General features: G+C 70.0%; 20 protein-coding genes. 7 read left to right on the forward strand and 13 right to left on the reverse strand.

Going from position 1 to position 22,041, the window contains the following annotated elements; translation table 11 throughout:
* Positions 1 to 14 precede the first annotated feature (14 nt).
* Complete coding sequence (locus NC595_RS13240) at positions 15 to 1,292, forward strand: GGDEF domain-containing protein (protein WP_253567176.1); 1,278 nt, start codon at positions 15 to 17, stop codon at positions 1,290 to 1,292.
* Between the two features lie 4 nt (positions 1,293 to 1,296).
* Here the strand turns inward: NC595_RS13240 and NC595_RS13245 are convergent, their stop codons facing one another.
* Complete coding sequence (locus NC595_RS13245) at positions 1,297 to 1,854, reverse strand: DUF3228 family protein (protein ID WP_253567177.1); 558 nt, start codon at positions 1,852 to 1,854, stop codon at positions 1,297 to 1,299.
* A 52-nt stretch (positions 1,855 to 1,906) separates the two neighbouring features.
* Positions 1,907 to 2,866, reverse strand: coding sequence for a CDF family Co(II)/Ni(II) efflux transporter DmeF (gene dmeF, locus NC595_RS13250; RefSeq protein ID WP_253567179.1), 960 nt, complete (start codon positions 2,864 to 2,866; stop codon positions 1,907 to 1,909).
* A 50-nt stretch (positions 2,867 to 2,916) separates the two neighbouring features.
* Here dmeF and NC595_RS13255 point away from each other — a divergent pair, with 50 nt between their 5' ends.
* Positions 2,917 to 3,186 carry a metal/formaldehyde-sensitive transcriptional repressor gene (locus NC595_RS13255; RefSeq protein WP_253567181.1) on the forward strand — a complete coding sequence of 90 codons (270 nt, stop codon included), beginning with the start codon at positions 2,917 to 2,919 and terminating at the stop codon, positions 3,184 to 3,186.
* A gap of 6 nt (positions 3,187 to 3,192) precedes the next feature.
* On the opposite strand, the gene NC595_RS13260 is transcribed toward NC595_RS13255, so the two are convergent.
* From NC595_RS13260 to NC595_RS13280, 5 genes are all read right to left on the reverse strand, one after another.
* Positions 3,193 to 4,962: an ABC transporter transmembrane domain-containing protein gene (locus tag NC595_RS13260; protein WP_253567183.1), complete on the reverse strand. Its 1,770-nt coding sequence runs from the start codon at positions 4,960 to 4,962 to the stop codon at positions 3,193 to 3,195.
* Between the two features lie 128 nt (positions 4,963 to 5,090).
* Positions 5,091 to 5,687 (reverse strand): IMPACT family protein, encoded by a 597-nt coding sequence (locus NC595_RS13265; protein ID WP_253567185.1) that lies wholly within the window; start codon positions 5,685 to 5,687, stop codon positions 5,091 to 5,093.
* Complete coding sequence (locus NC595_RS13270; RefSeq protein WP_253567186.1) at positions 5,684 to 6,523, reverse strand: hypothetical protein; 840 nt, start codon at positions 6,521 to 6,523, stop codon at positions 5,684 to 5,686. The genes NC595_RS13265 and NC595_RS13270 overlap by 4 nt, the downstream gene beginning before the upstream one ends.
* The gene (locus NC595_RS13275; RefSeq protein WP_253568328.1) at positions 6,520 to 7,074 is read right to left on the reverse strand and encodes an RNA polymerase sigma factor; all 555 of its coding nucleotides are present in this window, start codon (positions 7,072 to 7,074) and stop codon (positions 6,520 to 6,522) included. Before NC595_RS13275 ends, NC595_RS13270 begins: the two co-directional genes overlap by 4 nt.
* Positions 7,075 to 7,231: 157 nt before the next feature.
* A complete protein-coding gene (locus tag NC595_RS13280) occupies positions 7,232 to 8,983 on the reverse strand; it encodes a vWA domain-containing protein (RefSeq protein ID WP_253567188.1) in 1,752 nt (583 codons plus the stop codon).
* Positions 8,984 to 9,098: 115 nt separating this feature from the next.
* Between NC595_RS13280 and NC595_RS13285 the strand changes: the two genes are divergently transcribed.
* A complete protein-coding gene (locus NC595_RS13285; protein ID WP_253567189.1) occupies positions 9,099 to 9,572 on the forward strand; it encodes a YehS family protein in 474 nt (157 codons plus the stop codon).
* Positions 9,573 to 9,624: 52 nt separating this feature from the next.
* Positions 9,625 to 10,206, forward strand: coding sequence for a BLUF domain-containing protein (locus NC595_RS13290; RefSeq protein WP_253567191.1), 582 nt, complete (start codon positions 9,625 to 9,627; stop codon positions 10,204 to 10,206).
* A 4-nt stretch (positions 10,207 to 10,210) separates the two neighbouring features.
* On the opposite strand, the gene NC595_RS13295 is transcribed toward NC595_RS13290, so the two are convergent.
* Both NC595_RS13295 and NC595_RS13300 read right to left on the reverse strand, forming a co-directional pair.
* Positions 10,211 to 11,659: a lipase family protein gene (locus NC595_RS13295; RefSeq protein WP_253567192.1), complete on the reverse strand. Its 1,449-nt coding sequence runs from the start codon at positions 11,657 to 11,659 to the stop codon at positions 10,211 to 10,213.
* Positions 11,660 to 11,748: 89 nt separating this feature from the next.
* Positions 11,749 to 12,186 carry a VOC family protein gene (locus NC595_RS13300; RefSeq protein ID WP_253567193.1) on the reverse strand — a complete coding sequence of 146 codons (438 nt, stop codon included), beginning with the start codon at positions 12,184 to 12,186 and terminating at the stop codon, positions 11,749 to 11,751.
* Between the two features lie 164 nt (positions 12,187 to 12,350).
* On the opposite strand from NC595_RS13300, the gene NC595_RS13305 reads away from it, so the two are divergent.
* Positions 12,351 to 13,175 carry a YdcF family protein gene (locus NC595_RS13305; protein WP_253567194.1) on the forward strand — a complete coding sequence of 275 codons (825 nt, stop codon included), beginning with the start codon at positions 12,351 to 12,353 and terminating at the stop codon, positions 13,173 to 13,175.
* A 38-nt stretch (positions 13,176 to 13,213) separates the two neighbouring features.
* Here the strand turns inward: NC595_RS13305 and NC595_RS13310 are convergent, their stop codons facing one another.
* Complete coding sequence (locus NC595_RS13310; RefSeq protein ID WP_253567196.1) at positions 13,214 to 14,275, reverse strand: NAD(P)-dependent alcohol dehydrogenase; 1,062 nt, start codon at positions 14,273 to 14,275, stop codon at positions 13,214 to 13,216.
* 187 nt (positions 14,276 to 14,462) lie between these two features.
* Between NC595_RS13310 and NC595_RS13315 the strand changes: the two genes are divergently transcribed.
* Positions 14,463 to 15,404 (forward strand): AraC family transcriptional regulator, encoded by a 942-nt coding sequence (locus tag NC595_RS13315; protein ID WP_253567198.1) that lies wholly within the window; start codon positions 14,463 to 14,465, stop codon positions 15,402 to 15,404.
* 95 nt (positions 15,405 to 15,499) lie between these two features.
* Here NC595_RS13315 and NC595_RS13320 read toward each other — a convergent pair whose 3' ends face one another.
* The 3 genes from NC595_RS13320 to NC595_RS13330 form a co-directional block, all read right to left on the reverse strand.
* On the reverse strand, positions 15,500 to 16,930 hold the full coding sequence (locus NC595_RS13320; protein ID WP_253567200.1) for an aldehyde dehydrogenase family protein: 1,431 nt from the start codon (positions 16,928 to 16,930) through the stop codon (positions 15,500 to 15,502).
* 76 nt (positions 16,931 to 17,006) lie between these two features.
* On the reverse strand, positions 17,007 to 18,377 hold the full coding sequence (gene xseA, locus NC595_RS13325) for an exodeoxyribonuclease VII large subunit (protein ID WP_253567202.1): 1,371 nt from the start codon (positions 18,375 to 18,377) through the stop codon (positions 17,007 to 17,009).
* Positions 18,378 to 18,492: 115 nt separating this feature from the next.
* Positions 18,493 to 19,962 (reverse strand): phospholipase D-like domain-containing protein, encoded by a 1,470-nt coding sequence (locus tag NC595_RS13330; protein ID WP_253567203.1) that lies wholly within the window; start codon positions 19,960 to 19,962, stop codon positions 18,493 to 18,495.
* A gap of 52 nt (positions 19,963 to 20,014) precedes the next feature.
* Between NC595_RS13330 and NC595_RS13335 the strand changes: the two genes are divergently transcribed.
* A complete protein-coding gene (locus NC595_RS13335; protein WP_253567205.1) occupies positions 20,015 to 21,961 on the forward strand; it encodes an acetyl-CoA hydrolase/transferase C-terminal domain-containing protein in 1,947 nt (648 codons plus the stop codon).
* Positions 21,962 to 22,041 lie beyond the last annotated feature (80 nt).

The following is a 22,041-nucleotide window of genomic DNA, read 5'->3' on the forward strand; positions in this document are numbered from 1 at the left end:
ACAACGGAATGTCGATGGAACGGGTGCTACGCCGCTTTTCGGTCGCCCAGCGGATCGGGGCGATCATTCTGCTGCTGCTCGCTCCGCTGGCGACGCTCAGCGTCGTGAGCATGGCCGTGCTCAACCGGCAGGAGATGGCTTTCCGCGATTCGGTGGAAGAGTCGCTGCATACACTGCTGCCGCTGTCGACGCTGGAGCAACTGCTTCAGCGTGCCATGGTCGACGAGCTGGAGGCGCAGTCGCACGAGTCGGTGCCGGATTTCGCCTCGCTGACCGACAACATCGACCACACGTTCGCAACGGTCGAAACGAGTGGTGCCGGCGCCGACGTGCCGATGGATCGCCTGACCGCCGCGCAGCAGGCCTGGGTGCAGGCTCGGCCCTCCGTGCAGCGGCTGATCGAACAGGTGACCCGTTCCCAGGCCGGCGACGGCGACGTGACGGCTGCACTGTCGCGGCGCGAGCTGAGCAAGGCGATCAGCGACGTCCGAGATGCGCGCAAGCACCTGGCCGCCGCCGTCAAGGGACGCTACGAGCGGGCGGCGGCGATGCGCCACCGGCAGCTGTGGTGGCTGGTGTTCGGCTGGGCGATCACGTTGGCCGCCGCAGCGGCCATGATCGTCATCGTGCTGCGCTCCATCCTGCGGCCGATCCACGAGCTGGGAAGCTCGGCAGGCCGCTTCGCCGCAGGCGACATGTCGGCGCGGCTCAAGGTGCGCGGGCGGGATGAGCTGAGCATGCTGGCCGAGCAGTTCAACGCGATGGCGGCCTATTGGGAGCAGACCCATCGCGAGGCGATGGCCGAGGCCACGGTGGACGCGCTCACCGGCCTGCCGAACCGCCGTCGCATCCTCGCGCTGCTGGCGGCCGAACTGGATGTGCATCGGAGCGGGCAGCGCCCGCTGGCCGTGTTCATGGTCGACCTCAACAACTTCAAGTCGATCAACGACACCTACGGCCATGCCGCGGGCGACGAGGCGCTGGTGTGGGTGGCCGAGCGGATGCGCGCCGTGCTGCGTGAGGGCGACCACCTGGGGCGGCTGGGCGGAGACGAGTTCCTGATCGTGCTGCCGGACACCTCGCCCGAGCAGGCTCGCGAGCTGGGGGAGCGGATGGCCGGTGCCATCGCCTCGGCAGCCGCCGGCAGCACCACGCGCCCGACGATCGGCCTGGGCCTGGCCACCGCGCCGGAGCACAGCTGGCACATGGCCACGCTGTTGGGCCAGGCCGACCAGGACATGTACCTCGGCAAGCGACGGGCGAGGCTGGACCGGAATGACGACGTGATGTGAGCCGTCAGCCGCGCCAGTTCGCATGCACCTCCCAGAACGCCGCCGCACGCCGGTATGCCTCACGATCCAGCGGCACGCCGGAGCCGCCTTCTTCCACGCCGAGCGCGTTGCGCAGCATGGTGATCGGCACCATCGGGATTTCCTCCGGTTCCATCGTGTAGAGGCAGCCGACCACGCCCCAGTCGGCCTCGATCGGTTCGCCTTCCTTGGCCAGTTGTTCGCGGCTGTAGAGGATCGGTAGCAGGTAGTTCGCCACGGGCGGTTCGACGCCCTCGAACCAGCGCACCAGCACCGGCAGTTCCTGTTTCGTGCGAGCCTCGTAGGCCGAGCACAGCAGGTGGCGGTTGGCGTCGGTGATCGGCACGGCCATGCAGCGCGTGGAGGTCCAGTTGCGGTGCACGTGCAGGCGGCAGAACGGCGCGTAGCCCTCCAGCACCTTCAGCGGGGCCTCCTCGTTGAGGCGCTGCTCGAAGGCTTCGGGGCCGCAGTCCTGGATCGTGTTGCGGCGGGACTCGCGGGGAAACAGGCGGGCGCGGGCGAACGGGGTGAGGACGATGGACATGGCGGGATCGGACGGAAACGGCCGCCCAGCTTAGCCCGCCCGGCCCAACGCGTCAGGCCTGGGCCGGGGTAATCACTTCCACCGTGACGTGGACCAGCTCCTCATGCACCGACAGGTGCTCGCGTACCTGCGCCGGCGTCACCGGCTCGTGGCTCACCAGGGCCAGCACGCAGGCGTAGCTGCCGCGGCCCACGCGCCACACGTGCAGGTCACTGATCGCCGCCCGTGGCAGTTGCTCGCGCACCACGTCGCGGACCTCTTCCACCACCGGGTGGTGCATCTCGGCATCAAGCAGGATGGCGCCGGACTCGCGCAGCAGCCCGATCGCCCAGCGTGTCACCAGCACCGCGCCGACGATCCCCATCATCGGATCCAGCCATGACGCGCCGAAGAAGCGGCCGCCGAGCAGGGCGCCGATCGCCAGCAGCGAGGTGGCAGCGTCGGCGATCACGTGGATGTAGGCCGCGCGCAGGTTGACGTCGTGGTGGCCGTGGCCGCGATGGTTGTGGCCATGCTCGTGGTGATGCTCGTGCGAGTGACCGTGACCGTGATCATGCGGCGTGTCGCGCAGCAGCCAGGCGCACAGCAGGTTCACCGCCAGACCCAGCACGGCGATCGCGATCGCCTCGTCGTAGTGGATCGGGCTCGGCGAGAACATGCGCTCGACCGACTGCCACAGCATCAGCGCGGCCACCACGCCCAGCAGCAGGGCGCTGCTGAAGGCGCCGAGGATCTCGATTTTCCAGGTGCCGAAGGCGAAGCGACGGTCGTTCGCGTAGCGCCGCGCCAGTACATAGGCGCCCAGCGACAGGCCCATCGCCAGCGCGTGCGAACTCATGTGCCAGCCGTCGGCGAGCAGGGCCATGGAGTTGAGCGCATAGCCACCCACCACCTCCACCACCATCATCACCAGGGTGATCACCACCACGCGGCGGGTATTACGCTCCGCATGGCGGGTGTCGTGGGTAAAACGGTGGTCGTGCCGGTGGGCGGAAACGTCGATGGTGGTCATGGGCGGGTGTCGGTTGGATACTCCCCCGTAGTATAGGTCAGGAGCAGGACATGTCCCATGTGCAAGGTGATGCGAAGAAGCTGCTGGCGCGGGTGCGCCGCATTGGCGGCCAGCTCGGCTCGGTGGAACGCGCCATCGCCGAGGGCGCCGAATGCGGCGCCGTGCTGCAGCAGCTGGCCGCCGTTCGCGGCGCCGTCAACGGTCTGATCTTCCAGATGATGGAGGGCCACCTGACCGCGCACGTGGGCGGTCAGGACAGTGGCATGCCGGAAGAGGAACTGGCGCCCGTGCTGGCGGTGCTGCGCAGCTATATGAAGTAGCCGCGATCAGGCGACGAACTGCAGCTTCGCCAGCTCCGCGTACAGGCCGCCTTCGGCCAGCAGGCTTTCGTGCGTGCCCTGCGCCACGATGCGGCCGCCGTCCATCACCACGATGCGGTCGGCGCGCTGCACGGTGGCCAGCCGATGGGCGATCACCAGCGTGGTGCGACCTTTCTCCAGCCGCTCCAGCGCCTGCTGGATCGCCGCCTCGGACTGTGCGTCCAGCGCCGAGGTGGCCTCGTCGAGCAGCAGCAGCGGGGCGTCGCGCAGGATGGCGCGGGCGATCGCCACGCGCTGGCGCTGGCCGCCGGACAGGCGCACGCCGCGCTCGCCCATCTCGGCCCGGTAACCGTCGTCCAGCGCGCTGATGAACTCGTGCGCCTCAGCGGCCCTGGCTGCTTCGATCACTTCGGCGTCGCTGGCGTCCTGCCGGCCGAAGCGGATGTTGTCCGCCGCGGTACCGCTGAAGATGATCGTCTCCTGCGGCACCAGCGCGATGGCGCCGCGCAGATCCGGCAGGGTGAGCGCGCGCAGGTCCACCCCGTCGAAGGTGATGTGGCCCGACTGCGGGTCGTAGAAGCGCAGCAGCAGGCCGAACACCGTGCTTTTGCCGGCGCCGGAGGGGCCGACCAGGGCGACCGTCTCGCCCGGGTTCACCATCAGGCTGAAGTCTTCCAGCGCGGCGGTATTCGGGCGGGTGGGGTAGTGGAAACGCACGTGGTCGAAGTGCAGCGCGCCGCGGGCGGGCGAGGGCAGGGCCAGGGGCTGCGCCGGGGCGGTGACCTGCGGCGTCTCGGCCATCAGTTCGCCGATGCGCTCCATCGCGCCGGCCGCGCGCAGCACGTCGCCCCACACCTCGGAAAGACCCGCCACCGAGCCGGCGGCGAACACCGCGTACAGCACGAACTGGCCGAGCACGCCGGCGTCCAGCGTGCCGGCCAGCACGTGGCGGGCGCCGGCCCACAGCACCAGGGTGATCGCGCCGAACACCAGCACGATCACCGACATGGTAAGCAGCGCGCGCATGCCGATGCGACGGCGTGCCGTGGCCAGGGCGAGGCGGATGGCCAGGCCGTAGCGGCTGCTCTCGATGCCTTCGCGGGCGTAGGCCTTCACGGCGGTGGCGGCGTTGAGGGTTTCGTTGGCGATGGCGGCGGCGTCGGCAAGGCGATCCTGGCTGGCGCGCGAGAGCTTCTGCACGCGGCGGCCGAAGACCAGGATCGGCAGCATCACGCCGGGAATCACCAGCGCGGTGAGCCCGGCCAGCGAGGGCGCGGTCCAAACCATCGCCACCGCCGCGCCGAGCAGCATCACCGCGCTGCGCAGAGCGACCGACACGCCTGAGCCGACCAGCGCTTGCACCACCTCGGTATCGGCGCTCAGGCGCGAGGTGAGTTCGCCCACGCGGCTCTTCTCGAAGAACTCCACGTCCAGCCGGATCACGTGGGCGTAAAGCGCATCGCGCAGCGAGGCGAGCGAGCGTTCGCTCAGCAGGGTGATGCAGAAGTAGCGTCCCGCCGTGGCGACGGCGAGCACCAGCGCCACGCCGAACAGCGCCAGGAAGGTCTCGTTGATCACCGCCAGGCTGGAGGTGCCGAAGCCCTGGTCGATGATGTGGCGGAACGCCATCGGCAGCACCAGCGAGGCGCCGGAGGACAGGCCGAGGAACACCAGCCAGCCGATCGCCAGGGCCTTGTGCGGCCTGAGATAGGGCCAGAGAGAACGCAGAGAGGTCAGGCGACGGGAGGAGCGGGACTTGCCGGCGTCGTCGGTCATGGGAGTCGCTTGCGGGGCATCAGCTGCTTGAGGTGGGGTGGCCGGGCGGGGTTTCAATGCGCGCGTCCCTGCATCGAGCGGAGCGCAGCGTGCCCCGGTCGGCCCCGGCGAGCGTCCGCGACTGCGCGTCAATCCAGCCGCTTGCCCTCGCTGCGCCCTCGTGTGAGGTCGACGATGCGCGCCTGCGCCTCGGCCACACGGCTTTCCGGCAACTGCAGCCGCAGCCGTGCGCCGCTGGCGTGGAACTGCTCGTCGGTCACGCTGGCGTCCAGCTCCTCCAGCCGCGCCTTGAGCAGGGCGAGGTCGGCGAATTCGCAGTCCAGGGCCAGGGTGGCCCTGGGCACGATCGGTACCCGTTCGGCCAGCCGCAGGCATTCGGCGGCGGTGCCGCCGTAGGCACGGGCCAGGCCGCCGGCGCCAAGCTTGATGCCGCCGTACCAGCGGGTGACCACCACCACGGCACGGTCGATGCCCTGGCCCTCGATCGCATGCAGGATCGGTCGGCCGGCGGTACCGCCCGGTTCGCCGTCGTCGTTGAAGCGGTAGGCCTGGCCGATGCGGTAGGCCCAGCAGTTGTGCGTGGCCGCCGGATCGCCCACCTCCTGCACGAAGGCGAGCGCTTCCTCGGGCGAGTCGACCGGGGCGGCCTGGGCGAGGAAGCGGCTCTTCTTGATGTCCTGCTCGTGCCGACAGCGTTCCGCAAGTGCGGCGAGTGCGTCGCTCACGGCGTCCTGTCCAGGTGGCGGCGAAGGTCGTCAGGCAGCGGCCAGTCGGGATGGCTGTCGTGGAAGGTCCGCAGCCGCTTGTCGGCCTCGACGGTCTTGCCTTTTGCGTAAAGCACGCGGATCGCATCCAGCTCCACCTCGGGGCTGGAGGCGACCGACGTTTCGATCGTGGCCGACCCGGGGGCCGGAGCAAACCTCGGCGCAAAGGCCGCCGGCGCCGACGGCGGCGCGGGGGCCGCCGGTGCCGCCATGCGGGCGGCCCCGAGCGCGTCGGCCTCCGATGCGCGGATCTGCCCGCGCGGCGACGGTGCTGCCGGGGGAGTCGACGCCGGTGCCATGCGCTCGGCCATGCGAGGAGCGGCGACCGGTGCCGGTGCGCGCCGTGCCAGTGCCGGGGGCGGCGGGTTGGCGGGGCTGGCCCGGCCGGCAGCCATCGCGGGTTCGCTGGCGACGGACTTCATCGCTGGAGTCCCGCGCGGGGGCGGACTGGCGAGGCCGGCTCCGGGCGGCATGCGAGTCGCATCGTTGCGGGCGGCTTCCATCGCCGCCGCGGGCGCGGAAGGGGACGACGTCTCGCGCGCCGGCATCTCCCGCATGCGCCAGGCCAGGCCCGTCGCAAGCACGACCGTGGCGGCGGTGCCCAGCGCGATCGGCCAGCGCCGCGGGCGTCGCGCCTGCACCGTGGGTTGACCGGCCTGCGCGGCCGCCTGCCGGATCGCGGCGTCCAGCGCCGGAGCGGGTTCGGACGGTGGCAGCCGGCCATACAACGCCCTCAGCTCGGCCTCGCCGGGCAGGTCGTCGTCGTGCGTGGGATCGGGCGGCAGGGGTGTGGTCATGGACTCAGTACATCGCGCAGTTTGGTCATGGCATAGCGCAGGCGGGACTTCACGGTCTCGCGGCCCACGCCGGTGACGTCGGCGATCTCCTCCAGGCTCAGTTCATTTTCCAGTCGCAGCAGGATGGCGTTGCGTTGTTCGTCGGGCAGTTGCTCGATGGCGAGCTGCAGGCGGCGGCGCTGCTCGAACTCCGACAGCGCCTGCTCGGGTTGTTCGCGCTCGGGCGTAGGGTGGCTGGCCAGCGCGATCTCGGCTTCCTCGCCGACCGCGATCGGTCGCTTGCGGCGATGGCCGTCGATGACCAGGTGGTGCGCGATCTGCAGCAGCCAGGTCTGGAAGCGGGCTTCCGGCCGGTACCGTTCGCGCGCGGCGATCACCCGGCTCCACGTCTCCTGGAACAGCTCGTCGGCCAGTGCCCGGTCGCGCGCGCTGCGCAGCAGGAAGCGGTACAGCGGTCCGCGGTGATTCGCATACAGCGCCTCGAACGCGGCGAGATCGCCACGCGCGTAGGCCAGCATCAGCTGGGCATCGGGATCGACCGCCGCATCCATGGGCGGCGAGGGTACGCGATCCATGCTGTCACGATAAGTCGTCATGCGCCTCCATTGGGCCGAGATGACCGCGTCCGTGGCGTCGTCGCGACGGGGGAGGAAAGCCGGCGCGGAACCGGCCATCGCCATCGTCGACGGCGCCACGGCACGGTCAGCCTCAACGCTGTGCGGTGGCGTCGTCGGCCACTTCCGGCCCATGGGTGGACAGGCCGTCAGCCAGTGACACCAGCTGCACGAAGCCGGCGCGGCAGCCGTCCGGGTCGTTGCCACGCGCGCCGCGGGCCAGTGCCGAGATCTGCGCGTAATCGTAACCGTCCAGGTACCTCCCGCCACGCAGCCGGTCGGCAAACGCGGCCACTGCGGCGGCGAAGCGCAGGCGTGCACTCGCCCCGTGCGCGGCCTGCGCGGCGATCGGGCGTTCGATCAGCGTGCTGCGGTCGTGTCCGGGCAGTTTGTAGCGCAGGCGCAGGAAGGCCAGTTCGCCGCGGTGCGATCGGTCGCCCGCCGGCTTCGCGTAGTGCAGCGGATCGATACGGGCGGCAGCCGAACCGGTGGGGGTGATCTCGTACAGCGCGGTGACGTTGGCGCCGGCACCGATGTCGCCCGAATCCACCGCGTCGTTGTTGAAGTCCTCCCGGCGCAGCACGCGCTTCTCGTAGCCGATGAGGCGGTACTCCTTCACCTGCGCCGGGTTGAACTCCACTTGCACCTTCACGTCCTTCGCGATGGTCAGCAAGGTGGCGGACATCTCGTCGACCAGCACGCGCCGGCCTTCGGCCAGGCTGTCGATGTAGTGGTGGCTGCCGTTGCCTGCGTCGGCCAGCATCACCGCCATCGCGTCGTTGTAGTTGCCCTGGCCGAAGCCCAGCGTGGTGAGGGCGACCCCGCTCCGGCGGTGGTCCTCGATCGTCGTTTTCAGCGCTTGTTCGCTGACCGTGCCGACGTTGAAGTCGCCGTCGGTGGCGAGGATCACGCGGTTCACGCCGTCCTTCATGAAGCCCTGCTCGGCCTCGGTGTAGGCCAGGTCGATGCCGGCGGCACCGTTGGTCGAGCCGCCAGCGCCGAGGCGGTCGATCGCCGCGTCGATCGTGGCGTGCCGGTCGCCCGGGGTGGAGGGCAGGGCCACGCCGGCGCTTCCAGCGTAGGTGACGATGGCCACGCGGTCCTGCCGGCGCAGTTTCGTGACCAGCTGCTTCAGCGAAGCCTTGAGCAACGGAAGTTTGTCCGGCTCGTCCATCGAGCCGGAGGTATCGACCAGGAACACCAGGTTCGCCGCGGGGATCGCGCTGGCCGGCACGCGGTAGCCCTGCACGCCGATCAGCAGCAACTGGCGCTGCCGGTTCCACGGTGCCGGTGCCATTTCGGTGGTGACGCTGAAGGGCTGGCTGCGGTCGTCCGGGGGGGCGTAGCCGTAGTCGAAGTAGTTGATGAACTCTTCGGCACGCACCGCATCGGCGGGCGGTAGCTGGCCGGCCTCGAGCATGCGCCGCACGTTGGTGTACGAGCCGGTGTCGACGTCCAGCCCGAAGGTCGATACCGGCTGCTCGCTGGCCAACCGCACCGGATTGCTGTCGCGGGGGGTGTAGTGCTCGGTGTTCACCGCCAACGGCAGCACCGGGGCGAACGAAGCGATGCGCATGGGTGCACCAGCGACCTGCATCGCCTTCAGCGCGCCCAGGCTGTGCGCCTCGCGGGCGAACGCGGGTGCGCTTGGCGGCGCCGGCGGTGCAGGGGGCGCGGACAGGCGGTCCGTCATGGGGTACGGACGGTTGGCCTCGGCCTTCGGTGCCGGCGTCGCTGCGTGCGTGTCCACTGCCTGCAGTGACTGGCGGGCGGGAGCGCAGGCGGCGAGCGCCAGTGCGGTGGCGAGTGCGAGGGGCAGGGTGCGCAGCGGGAGCTTGGCGGGCATCGGACGGCCTCCGGTTGGGTGTGTTGGATGAAACGCACCCGCCCGCGAAACGGGGTCGAATGCCGGCGCTCGCGGTAGCATGGTCGCCCCTTTTCCACGCGGTGCCGTCCCGACCATGCTCCACAACGACATCCTGCGCGCCATCCGCTACATGCTCGATCTCAGCGACGGCAAGGTGGTGGAGCTGGTCAAGCTGGCCGACCCGGCCTACCTCTTGGAAAAGGAAGACGTGCAGGCGATGCTGCTGCGTCCGGAGGATCCGGACTACCAGACCTGCAGCACGCCGCTGCTGGCGCGCTTCCTCGATGGCCTGGTGATCTACCGCCGCGGCCGCGACGACAGCCAGCCGCCGCGACCGCCGGAGAAGCGCATCACCAACAACGTGGTGCTGAAGAAGCTGCGCGTGGCGTTCGAGCTGAAGGACGTGGACATGCACGCCATCTTCGAGGCGGTCGGCCTGCCGGTGTCCAAGCCCGAGCTCAGCGCGCTGTTCCGCCAGCCCGAGCACAAGAACTTCCGCGCCTGCGGCGACCAGATGCTGCGCAATTTCATGAAAGGCCTGACGATGCGTCTACGCGGCGGGGTTTGACGTATACGCAAGGTTTGCCGCTCCGGCGGCCCGACCCTCGCGAGGCCCGACCATGTCCGACATCCACCAGCTGGTGTACGCCAGCCGTGCCACCTTCCAGCCTGCCGACAACGGCGGCGGCGTCGAGCCGGAGGTTGCCCGCATCCTCATGCAGTCACGTCGCAACAACCCGCGGCGCCAGCTGGTCGGCGCGCTGTACTACGGCGACGGGTGCTTCTTCCAGTGCCTGGAGGGGCCGCGGGCCACGCTCGACGAGCTGTTCGGGCGCTTGCAGGAAGACTCCCGCCACCGCGACGTGATGGTGCTGCGGCGCCAGCCCGTCGATGCGCCGTCGTTCGCCGACTGGTCGATGAAGTACGTGCCCGCCGCGGGAGACGTGCAGACCCTGCTGGCGATGCACGGCAGGGACCGCTTCGACCCGTATGCGTTCGACGACGCGCTGCTGGAGGCGATGGTCGGCCTGCTGCACCACCGGAGCGATGCCGACAGCCTCAACCCGGTATCGGTGCCTGCGCGGGCCGCTCCTGCTGCAGCACCGGCGGCGGCTCCGGGGGGGCGCCGGTGGCTGCTGCCCGCGCTGCTGGCGATCGCCGCGGTGGCCGCGGTGGCCGCGGCGCTGTGGTGGTTGCGCTGAGCAGTCAGCCGATCAGGGGGCCGGGTACCGGCTGACTGAAATCCTGCGGGGCGAGGTTCTGGATCAGCCGGAACACGCCTTCGTGGATCTTGCGCGGCAGAACCACGTCGAGCACGGTGGTCTCGTGCGGACCGAGTGCGGTGAGCAGGTCGTCGCCTGCACCGCTCTGAGCCAGCGCGTGATGCACCAGGCCGCTCAGGTCGACCGGCTTCACCAGCGCGCCGTAGGGACGGTGTCCCTGTACGGGCGGGCGCAGCGTGCGGCGCGTGTTGCGCGGGTCGGGCACGCGGGCGTCGCCGGTCAGTAGCGTGTGGTTGAGGAACAGCGACACGGTGGTGCGCTGGTGCGAATTGGCCTGGCGGTCGACCAGGAAGTCCGGCGGCATCAGGTTCGGGCTGGGCGGCGTGCCCGCGGTGAGCAGCAGGCCGGCACCGGTCAGCGGTTCGCCGGCCTCGTCGGTCAGGCGCAGGATCAGCAGGCTGCGCGGATCGTGGATATGCACGCGCGGCGGAAACGGACCGGCCGGTTCCAGTTCCACCTTGTCCGCGTCGCGCGCGGCGTTCTCTTGGTCGAAGGCGCCGCACAGCGCGGCGTAGCCGGCCGCGTCGCGCACGCCGAGGCAGCGCAGGATCGCTGCGATGGTGTCCGGCTGTGCGCTGGCGAGGATGCCGCGGTCGGTGCCCGAATGCGCGGCGCCCGCGATCATCTTGAACGCGCAACGCGGTCCGCGCGTGAGGTAGAGCGAAAGCGGATCGGTGCCGGTGGCCGCGCCGCTGCCGCCACCGGCGAGACTCAGTACCGCATGCGAGGCGTTGAGGTTGGCTGCGGCGATGCGCACCACGCCGTCGGAGCCGTCCTCGCCGGTGTAGCTGTTGAGATGATCGTAGAGCGAGCGGTCGGGGCGGTCGCCGGTGAGCACGAAGCGGAACAGTCCGCCGTCGATCGGATCGCTGCCATGGATCATGTCCAGATTCAGCCGCAGCGATTCGGCACTGCCCAGCTCGAGCCAGTCGAGGATGCGCTGCCCGGGCTCCACCCCGTCGAACCAGGCCTTCAGCCGGCCGAGCACGCCCTTGCCGAGCTGGGCCAGGGCCGAACCGAAGTTGGCCGGGGCGAGCATCACCAGGTGGCTGAGGCGGATGGTGCTGTAGCGGGCAGGGGTGTCGCGTTGTGCCCGCAACCATTCACGCACCACCGGGCCGCCGGTGGAATGGGTGATGCAGGCAAAGGACGGCTCGAGCAGGTGCAGGTCACGCAGGGCATGGTCGAACGCGCGCACCAGGTCGGTCATGGTGACTGCGTCGTCGAAGCTCACGTATTCGCTGAGCCAGATGTCGCGGATGGTCAGCGGTAGTCCCTGCGCTGCAGCCTGCTGCTGCAGGCGCTGCGGCATCTGGCCGTAGGTGGATGTGTTGGTGACGCTCCAGCCGTGGACGAAGACCAGGGTGCCCATGCGCCGTCTCCCTCTCCATGCCCGGCGGGGAGGGACCGCCGGGTTTCGGGGGCATCGTACGCCGCCGCAGCGGCGCCCGGGGAGCGGTCTCAGTCGACCGCCAGCGGCCGGGTCGCGGCGATCGGTGCGGCGCGGCCGTAGCCCACCAGCTCCAGGGTCTGTCCCCAGGGTGTGCGCACGTCGATATGCAGCAGTCCATCCGGGCCGAGCGTGCCGGCGGTGCGGTCGTCGACCAGCGGGACATGGCGCCGCCGCAGCCAGCCAAGCGTGGCATCGGCGTTTTCCGTGCGCAGGCGCAAGGCCGGCTGGTTTCCGTTGACCGGCCGGCCACGGGTGATCTCCACCACGCTGCCCGGGCCGCACTCCAGCAGCGCCCGCGACGCCCCGGCATCGAGCACGTCGCAATTCATGGTGTCGCGCAGGAACGCCGTGGCCGCGGGGACGTCCGGTGCGGTCAGGCGGGCGTAGTCGCTGCCGGACTCCGCCCGGACGGGAGCGGAAGCGCCGGCGAACAGCAGCACCAGCATCAGCCCTGCAAAAAACCATCCTCGTTGGACCACGACACGCACCTCGGATCGGCGATGCCCGGAAGATTGGACTGCCAGGGTGACTTTCCAGTGGCGATTCGGTGGTCGCTGCGTTTCCCGACACGAACGCTGCGCTAGGCTTGTCGTTTCGATGGAGGAAAGCGATGAGCCTGGGTGTGTTGGGGGTGCTGGTCGTGCTGGGGCTGGTGCTGGCATGGCGGGGATCGAGGCGGACGGGCGTGGCCGTCCTGCTGCTGGCGCTGGGGACGCTGTGGGGAGTGGGGTATCGCCCGCTGCCGCAGCGCATGCTCGATGGCCTGCAGGAGGGGTTTTCCACACAGGTGAGCGGAACTTGGGCGCCGCGCAATGCCATCATCCTGCTCGGTGCCGGCACCACGCGCGTGCCGGATGGCACGGTGGAGCCCTCGTTCTATGCGTTCGGCCGGATCGCAAGGGCCGCCGTGGTCTACCAGCAGTGCCACGCCTCCGGAAACGACTGCAAACTGCTGGTCAGCGGCGGCGACGCCGTGCATAGCGGTCGCGCCGAGGCGCTGGTCTACTCGGACCTGCTCGCCGGGATGGGCGTGCCACGCAGCGACCTGGTGCTCGAGTCGCGCAGCCTGTCGACCTGGCAGAACGCCCAGTTCAGCCGTCCGCTGCTGGCGGCCTACCATCCGCAGAAGCTCGTGCTGGTGACGTCCGGCATGCACATGCCGCGGGCATTGCTGTATTTCGGCCATTTCGGCATGCATCCCGAACCGGTGCGTGCCGACCTGCTGCGGGCCCGCAAGGGCTGGTTGCCGAGTTCGTGGAACGCCATGGTGTTCGACCTCGCGCTGCACGAGTACCTGGGGCAGCTGCAGTTCCGCTACTACAACCTCACCGGCAAGAACCCGCCGCCGCTCCCTCCGCTGTCGTTGGCGCCCGAGCCGGCCGCAGCCGGCTCGGTGGCGCCGGCCCGGTCGTCATCGGCGCCCCTGCAGGAGTGACGCGCGGGCCACGGCCTTGCGCCGTGGCCCGCTGGTACTCAGGCCGCTTCGCGCAGCGAGGCCAGGTCGATCACGAAGCGGTAGCGCACGTCGCTCTTGAGCATGCGCTCGTAGGCGGCGTTGATGTCCTGGATGCGGATCATCTCCACGTCCGAGACGATGCCGTGCTCGGCACAGAAATCGAGCATCTCCTGGGTCTCGGCGATGCCGCCGATCAGCGAGCCGGCGATCGAACGGCGGCCGAAGATCACGTTGGCCGCGTGCACCGGCGGATCCATCGGCTCGACCAGACCCACCAGGCAGTGCGTGCCGTTGAGGGCCAGCGTGGCCAGGTACGGATTGAGGTCGTGCCTGGTCGGCACGGTGTCGAGGATGAAGTCGAAGCGGCGCGCCACGGCCTTCATCTGCGCCTCGTCGGTGGACAGCACCACGTGGTCGGCGCCCAGCCGGCGCGCTTCCTCCTCCTTGCTCGGCGAGCGGGTGAACAGCGTGACTTCGGCGCCCAGCGCCTTGGCGAACTTCAGGCCCATGTGGCCCAGGCCACCCAGGCCGACCACCGCCACCTTGCTGCCCGGGCCGATGTTCCAGTGCTTGAGCGGCGACCAGGTGGTGATGCCGGCGCACAGCAGGGGCGCGGCGGCCTTGGCGTCCAGCCGCGGATCGATGCGCAGGACGAACCTGTCGTTGACCACGATGCGCTCGGAGTAGCCACCGAAGGTCGGCAGGCCGTCCTTCCTGTCGACGCTGTTGTAGGTGGCGACCATGCCCTCGACGCAGTACTGCTCCAGGCCCTGGTGGCAGGCGTCGCAGTGCTGGCACGAGTCGACCATGCAGCCCACGCCGACCAGGTCGCCGGCCTTGAAGCCCTTGACCTCGGCGCCGACCGAGGCGACCCGGCCGATGATCTCGTGGCCCGGCACCATCGGGTACAGGCTGCCGCCCCATTCGTCGCGGGCCTGGTGGATGTCGGAGTGGCAGACGCCGCAGTACAGGATGTCGATCACCACGTCGTCGGCGCGCGGCTCGCGGCGCTCGAAGCTGTGCGGGGCCAGCGGGGTGGTGGCGGACTGGGCGGCAAAGCCACGGATGTTCAATGCCATGCGGATCTCCTTAGGGAGGCTGCGGGATGGTAGGGAAGCGATACGGAAAGTATGGGCGCCCGGTTGCGGCGAGGCGTAGCCGGATCCTGCTCGATCCTTGCCTGTTTCTCCGGCTGAGTGTTGCGGGTACTCGCATCGGTGCGGAGGAATAGGCAAGCTGGCGACTCCGGTCGGTGATCAGGGCTCCATGAAAAATAGCAATCCACTCCTGGCGGCGTCAGGGCGCGCTACCCATGATCGCCGCGAATTGGCAAGTCGTGTTGAACGATACGCCAGCCCGGAGGGTGGCTGCGGACGCTGGCATCCCCGTCTGGCGTTCTACCGGGCCGAGGCGCCGGAGCCTCGTCTGTCAATGGTTTACGACCCCGCGCTGGTGCTGGTGGCGCAGGGGGCCAAGCAGGTGATCCTGGGCGGGGAGGTCTACCGCTACGACGAGTCGAACTACCTGCTCAGCGCGTTCGACCTGCCGGCGCATTGTCAGGTGGTCGAGGCCAGTCCGGAGCGGCCATATCTGTGCGTCAAGCTGTGCCTGGACATGGATCTGCTGCGCGAGCTGCTGGCCTCGGCACCGGCGGCCTTGCCCGGCGCGACCGGGCTGGGCCTGGCAGTCAGTCCGCTGGACCCCGGCATGCTCGATGCAGTGCTGCGGCTGGTGCGGCTGATCGAGACACCGGACGACATGGCCGTACTCGGCCCGCTGGTCGAGCGCGAGATTCTCTATCGCCTGCTGATCGGCCCGCAGGGCAGTCGCCTGCGCCAGCGCGCCGTGGCCGGCAGTCGCAGCCAGCAGGTGGCCAGGGCGATCGACTGGTTGCGGCGGCATTACCGCCAGCCACTACGCATCAGCGACCTGGCCGCCGAGGTGGCGATGAGCGCTTCGTCGCTGCATCACCATTTCCGCACCGTCACCGCGATGAGTCCGCTGCAGTACCAAAAGCAGCTACGCCTGCAGGAGGCGCGTCGCCTGCTGATGTCCGAAGCCGGCGACGTGGCTTCGGTGGCGCATCGCGTGGGTTACGAAAGCCCCTCGCAGTTCAGCCGCGAATACAGCCGCCAGTTCGGCGCGCCGCCATCGCGGGACGTCGAGCAACTGCGCCGCAGCCTGGGGCAGCAGACCGCATCGGCCTGACCGACCCCGCAGGAGTGCACCCTGTGCGCGACGGCCTCTCGCTCTGATTTGCGCCGCGCGCCGTCGCGCAAAGGGTGCGCTCCTACGGGGCGTCGTCAGCCCTCGCGCATCACCATCAGGCGTACCTCGGTCATGTCCTCGATGGCATAACGCACGCCTTCGCGGCCCAGGCCCGAGAGCTTCACGCCGCCGTACGGCATGTTGTCGACGCGGAAGCTGGGGACGTCGTTGACCACCACGCCGCCTTGCTCCAGCTCATCCCAGGCGCGCATGGCGTGGTCGAGGCGGTTGGTGAAGATACCGGCCTGCAGGCCGAAGTCCGAGTCGTTGACCTGCGCCACCGCCTCGTCCAGCGTGCGGAACGGGGCGAGCAGGGCGAATGGGCCGAAGGCTTCCAGCCGGTTGACCTTCGCCTCGGGCGGCACGTCCTCCATCAGCGTGGCCTGAAGCATCGCACCTTCGCGCTTGCCGCCGCACAGCAGCTTCGCCCCAGCCTGGCGGGCCTCGGCGATCCAGCCGTGCAGGCGCTCGGCGGCGGCCTCGTCGATCATCGGGCCGAGGAACACGTCTTTCTTCTTCGGATCGCCGGCCTTGAGCTTCTTCACCGCGGCGACCAGCTTGCGCTTGAGCGCGTCGCACACGTCCACGTGGGCATAGATGCGCTGCACGCTGATGCAGCTCTGGCCGGACTGGTAGAACGCGCCGAACACCAGTCGCTCGACCACGTGATCAAGCCGGTCGCCCTGGTCGGCGTCGACGATGCAGGCGGCATTGCCGCCCAGTTCCAGCGTGACCTTCTTGCGGCCGACGCGGGCCTTCAGTTCCCAGCCGATCTGGCCGCCGGTGAACGAAAGCAGCTTGAGGCGCTCGTCCTCGACCAGCGGCGTGGCATGGGTGCCGTCCAGCGGCAGGATCGAGAACGCTCCCTTCGGCAGGTCGGTCTCGGCCAGCACCTCGCCGATGATCAGCGCGCCGATCGGGGTCTTCTCCGACGGCTTGAGCACGAACGGACAGCCGGCTGCGATCGCCGGGGCGACCTTGTGCGCGACCAGGTTGAGCGGGAAGTTGAACGGGGTGATGAAGCTCACCGGCCCCAGCGGCACGCGACGCGTGTAGCCGTGGTAGCCGTCGAGCCGGCCGGCGATCTCCAGGTTGAGCGTCTCGCCATCGATGCGCACGGCTTCTTCGGCGGCGATGCGGAACGTCTCGATCAGCCGGGTGACCTCGCCAGCCGCATCGTGGATCGGCTTGCCGGCCTCGATGCACAGCGCGCGGGCGAGCTCGTCCCGGCGCGCCTCGAAGCGTTTGGCGCAGTGCTGCAGCACCGCCTGGCGCTGCCACGGTTTGAACGCGCGCATCGTCGGCGCGGCCTGCACCGCGGCGGCGATCGCCTTCTCGGTGGCGCGGGCGTCGGGCACCGCCACGCGGGTGGCGAGCCGGCCGCTGAACTTGTCGCGCACCTCGAGCATCTGCTTCGAGGTCTGCGGACGGTTGGCGAGGTAGTAGGGATAGGACTTGGCGAGCATCGAGGTCTCCGGTGCGGACCGGTGGGGAAGCCTGCAGTGTCGTGCGTCCGGCGTGGTGCGGACGTGGATGCGCCGGTCAGTCGCCGGCGCGGGCGGTGAGTTCGCCCTCGGCCAGCCGGATGCGCAGCGCATCGCCGGGCTCGACCTGGGCGGGTGAGCGCAGCACCTTGCCGCGGGCGTCGAAGGCGATGGCGTAGCCGCGCTCCAGCGTGGCCAGCGGACTGACCGCATGCAGCGCGCGGGCAACTTGGGCGAGGGTGAGCCGCTTGCGCTCCAGCATGCGCGCGAGGGCGCGACGCAGGCGCGGATCGAGTTCGTCGAGGCGGCGGCGGAGCAGGGCGAGGCGATGACGCGGATGCTGGGCCAGCAGACGCGCCAGCGCTTGTTCCAGCCGGCGCTCGCGCCGCGTGCTGCCAGCGCTCAGCGCCGCGTGCAGGCGGCGGTGCAGGTTGGTCAACCGCTCGCGGTCGCGGGCCAGTCGCGCCTGCGGCCGCTGCGCCTGCAGGCGCGCGAACAGCTGGTCCACGCGCTGGTCGAGGGTCTGCAGCTTGCGCCGTTCGACGGCGACCAGGCGCTGTTCGAGCAGGCGCAGCTGCCGCGCCATCTGCGCCGTATCGGGTACCAGCAGTTCGGCCGCGGCCGACGGCGTGGGGGCGCGCAGGTCGGCGACGAAGTCCGCGATGCTGAAGTCGACCTCGTGGCCCACCGCGCTGACCACCGGCACCGCGCTGGCATGCACGGCGCGGGCGACGGCCTCGTCGTTGAACGCCCAGAGGTCTTCCAGCGAGCCGCCGCCGCGGGTCAGCAGCAGGGCGTCATAGCGGCCGCTGGCGGACGCCTTGCGCAGCATCGCCTCGATCGCCGGCGGTGCTTCCTTGCCCTGCACCGGCACTGGCAGCACGTCGACCTCGACCAGCGGCCAGCGCCGGCCGAGCACACTGAGCACATCGCGGATCGCCGCACCGGTGGCCGAGGTGATCACGCCGAGCCGGCGGATGTAGCGGGGCAGCGGACGCTTGCGGGCCGGATCGAACAGGCCTTCGGCGTCCAGCTTCGCCTTGAGCGCATCGAACGCGCGGCGCAGGGCGCCTTCGCCGGCCGGCTCCATCGATTCGGCGACCAGCTGGAACTCGCCGCGGGGTTCGTACAGGCCCACCCTGGCGCGCACCAGCACCTGCATGCCGTCCACCGGCTTGAAGGTGAGCCGGCTGCTTTTCATCTTGAACATGGCGCAGCGCACCTGGGCGCCGGCGTCCTTCAACGTGAAATACAGGTGGCCGGAGGCGGGGCGCGCCACGTTCGACAGCTCGCCCTCGATCCACACCATCGGCAGCGCGTCCTCCAGCAGGCCGCGCACCAGCCGGTTCAACGTGCTGGGGGTGAGGATGCGGCGCGGGGCGTCGGCGTCGGGTGCCGGGCCTCCGGGGAAGGGATCGAACGTGGACATGAGCGGCGCAGGTTAGCACGAAGGTCACGCAGGACATGTGCTTGCAGCCAGTCATGCATGCCAGTCCTCAGGCATGCGATATAACTTAATGAATAAGATTGAAAAAGCGGAATTTCTAGTCGTCGATTTCCGACGCGTTCCGGGCCAGATGCGCTTGCCGACTGCGCCAGGCCCGCACACCGAGGTTCAGCGCGAACCACGCGGCCAGCAGTGCCAGGGGCCACGCCAGCACGGCCGGCCACAGGGCGCCGACGAGCGCCAGGACGGCCAGCACCGCCGTGCCGGTGAGCAGCGGCCCGGTATCGGTATCGCCCAGCACGCGACGGTCGGTCAGCACGGCACCGACCGTGTTGGCCAGGCGCAGGGCGCTGGCGGCGGCCCGTCCGGAGCTGCCGCGTCCGCCACGCGGCGGACGGGACGGCCGTGCGCGCGGCGGGGCCCCGTCGCTCGGCTGCACCCGTTCACCGCGCCGGCGCGGCCGCGGAGCGAGCACGATCTCGGTGGCATTGGTCAGATCCTTCTCGTACTGCACGGCGAGCTGGGCGGCGAAGCCCTCGTCCTCCACCGCGACATCGATCTCGCGGTTGCCCAGCCAACTGGCGATGTTGAGGTTGGATGAGCCGACCCGCGCCCATTGACCGTCGGCGACCGCCGTCTTGGCATGGATCATCGAGCCGTTCCACTCGAACACCCGCACGCCGGCCTTCAGCAGCGGCCGATAGCCCGAGCGCGACAAGCCAGCGACCATCGGGATGTCGCTGCTGCCCGGCACCAGCAGGCGCACGTCCACGCCATCGCGTGCGGCGGCGGCGAGCGCCTGCACGTAGGGCGCCACGCCGACGAAGTAGGCGTCGGTCAGCCACAGCGTGCGGCGGGCCATCGCGGCGATCTGCTGGTCCAGCCGGTACAGCCCGGCGGTGGACGGCTCGGTGGCGATTACACGCAGCGCTACCCCACCTGCAGCCTCGGTGGCTGCGGGTGCCCACACCGGCAAGGTGCCGCCCGTGCTGGACCAGCTGCGGGTGAAGGCGGCTTCCACCTCGGCCACCGCCGGTCCGCGCAGCGAGACGCCGGTGTCGCGCCAGGGCGCCACGCCGCGGGCGGCGTCGCCCAGCCATTTCTCGCTGATGCATACGCCAGACAGGAAGCCCAGTTCGCCGTCGACCACCAGCACCTTGCGGTGGTCGCGGCTGATCCAGCCGAACGGCTTGCCCAACTGGGGCGGGTTGTAGGTGCGCACCTGGCCGCCGGCCTCGCGCAGCGGTTTCCAGAACGCCGGGCCGGACTGGTTGAGGCAGCCGACCCAGTCGTACAACACCGCGACGAACACGCCCGAGAGCGCCCGCTCGACCAGCGCATCGCGGAACGCACGGCCGATCGCGTCGTCGCGGATGATGTAGTTCTCCAGCAGCACCCGCGAGCGTGCCTGGCGGATCGCGGCCAGCCAGCGCTGGTAATGCACCGCCGCGTCGATCAGCAGCTCCACGGCATTGCCTGCCACCAGCGGCGCACCGGCGGCTCGGCTCAATGCCTGCGCGGCCAGCAGACGGTCGGGGCGGGTAGTTTCGAACGGGGAGGAAGCCATGCAGGCAGTCTAGGGCATGCTCCGCAATTGGGGCTTCTGGCATGATCCGGCCATGCCCCTCCAGCAACGCTTCACGGACACTGCCGCCTGTGCCCAGGTGATTGCCGACCGGCTCGGTCCCGACCTGCGCGTGGCGGCGCCGCTGGGTCTGGGCAAGCCGCACGGCCTGCTCAATGCGATCTACGCGCTGATCAAGGCGCAGCCGGCGCGCTCACTCACTCTCTATACGGCGCTGTCGTTGACTCGCCCGCGGCCCAGGCCCGGTCTGGAGGCGCGCTTTCTCGTGCCGTTCCTGGCCCGCCATTTCGGCGAGGACTGCGTCGACCCGGAGTACGCGCTGGACCAGACGCGCGACGCGCTGCCTGCGAACGTGGCGGTGCACGAGTTCTATGTGCAGTCGGGCGTCATGCTGCAATCGGGTAGCGCCCAGCGCAGCTACATCAGCCAGAACTACACCCACGTGGCGCGCGACCTGGCCGTGCAGGACATCAACCTGCTGGTGCAACTGGTAGCGCGTCGCGAGACACCCGACGGCGTGCGCTACAGCCTGTCGTGCAACCCCGACCTCACGCTGGATTTCCTCGAGCGTGCGGTGGCTTCCGGCAAGCCGCGGCCGCTGTGCGTGGCGGTGGTCCATCCGGACCTGCCGTACCTGTCCGGCCATGCCGAGGTGCCGCAGGACTACTTCGACATCGAACTGGCGCCACGGCATGCACCGCCGCTGTTCGCGCTGCCGCGACAGCCGGTGTCGGTGGCCGAGTACGCGTTGGGGCTGCATGCCAGCGCGCTGGTCAAGGACGGTGGCTGCCTGCAGATCGGCATCGGCGCGCTGTCCGACGCGCTGGTGCATGCGCTGCTGCTGCGCCAGCGCCACAATCTGGCATGGCGCGCCGCGCTCGAGGCGCTTGATACCGGCTACGTCAGCCATACGCTGGCGCTGCAGCTCGGTGGCATGGAGCCGTTCCGGCAGGGCCTCTACGGCGCCAGCGAGATGGTGATGGATGGCTTCATGCACCTGCAGCGCGGCGGCGTCCTGAAGCGTCGTTCGTGGGACAACCTGGCACTGGAGCGTGCCGCGGTGGCAGGTCGCTTGCCGGGCGATGCTCCGGGCGGGCATTACCTGCGCGGCGCGTTCTTCCTCGGCTCGCGCGAGCTGTATCGCTGGCTGGACGAGACCGAGGCGGCCGATCCCGATGCGATCGACATGTGCCGCGTGTCCAACGTCAACCAGCTCTACGGCGACCATCAGGTACTGGCTGCGCTGCAGCGACGCGGCGCGCGCTTCTTCAACACCTGCATGATGGCCACGCTCACCGGGGCGGCCGTGTCCGACGGGCTGGAGGACGGCCACGTGGTCAGCGGCGTGGGCGGCCAGTACAACTTCGTGGCGATGGCGCACGAGCTGGCGGACGGGCGCTCGATCCTGCTGCTGCGGGCCACCCGCGACGGGCCGCACGGAGTCGAGACCAATATCCGCTTCAACTACGGCAACACCACGATTCCGCGGCATCTTCGCGACCTGTTCGTCACCGAATACGGTGTTGCCGACCTGCGCGGCAAGACCGACGAAGAGTGCATCGAGGCCATGCTTTCGGTGTGCGATGCCCGTTTCGTCGACGCGCTGGCCGCCGAGGCCAAGGCCCACGGCAAGCTGCGCGCGGAGTTCGCGATTCCAGACGCCTGGCGGCGCCATCGCCCCGAGGCGCTGGCCGAGGCCCTGGCCCCGCTCAAGGCCAGGGGCCTGGCGCCGACCTTTCCGTTCGGCAGCGACTTCACCGAGGTGGAACAGCGCCTGTTGCCGGCGCTGGGTTGGCTGCAACGGGGCAGCCGGACCTGGCGCGGGCGGCTGGCCATCGCGCGCGCCTGGCTGCGGCCGGGAGCGGCTGTCGATGGCGAGGCCGAGGCGCTGGCGCGGATGGGCTTCGGGCAGGCGGCGACGCTGGCCGATCGCGTTCAGCGTCGCCTGCTGCAGGCCGCGTTGCGGCAAGCCACGCGCTGATCCTGCTGGGGTCCGCGCGGGCGCATCGGGTATCCTTGGTCGCTTCCGCCGCGCCCTCGCGGCCACGTGCCCAAGCCGTC

Origin of the sequence: Dyella lutea, assembly GCF_024158035.1 — a bacterium.
GTDB lineage: Bacteria > Pseudomonadota > Gammaproteobacteria > Xanthomonadales > Rhodanobacteraceae > Dyella_A > Dyella_A lutea.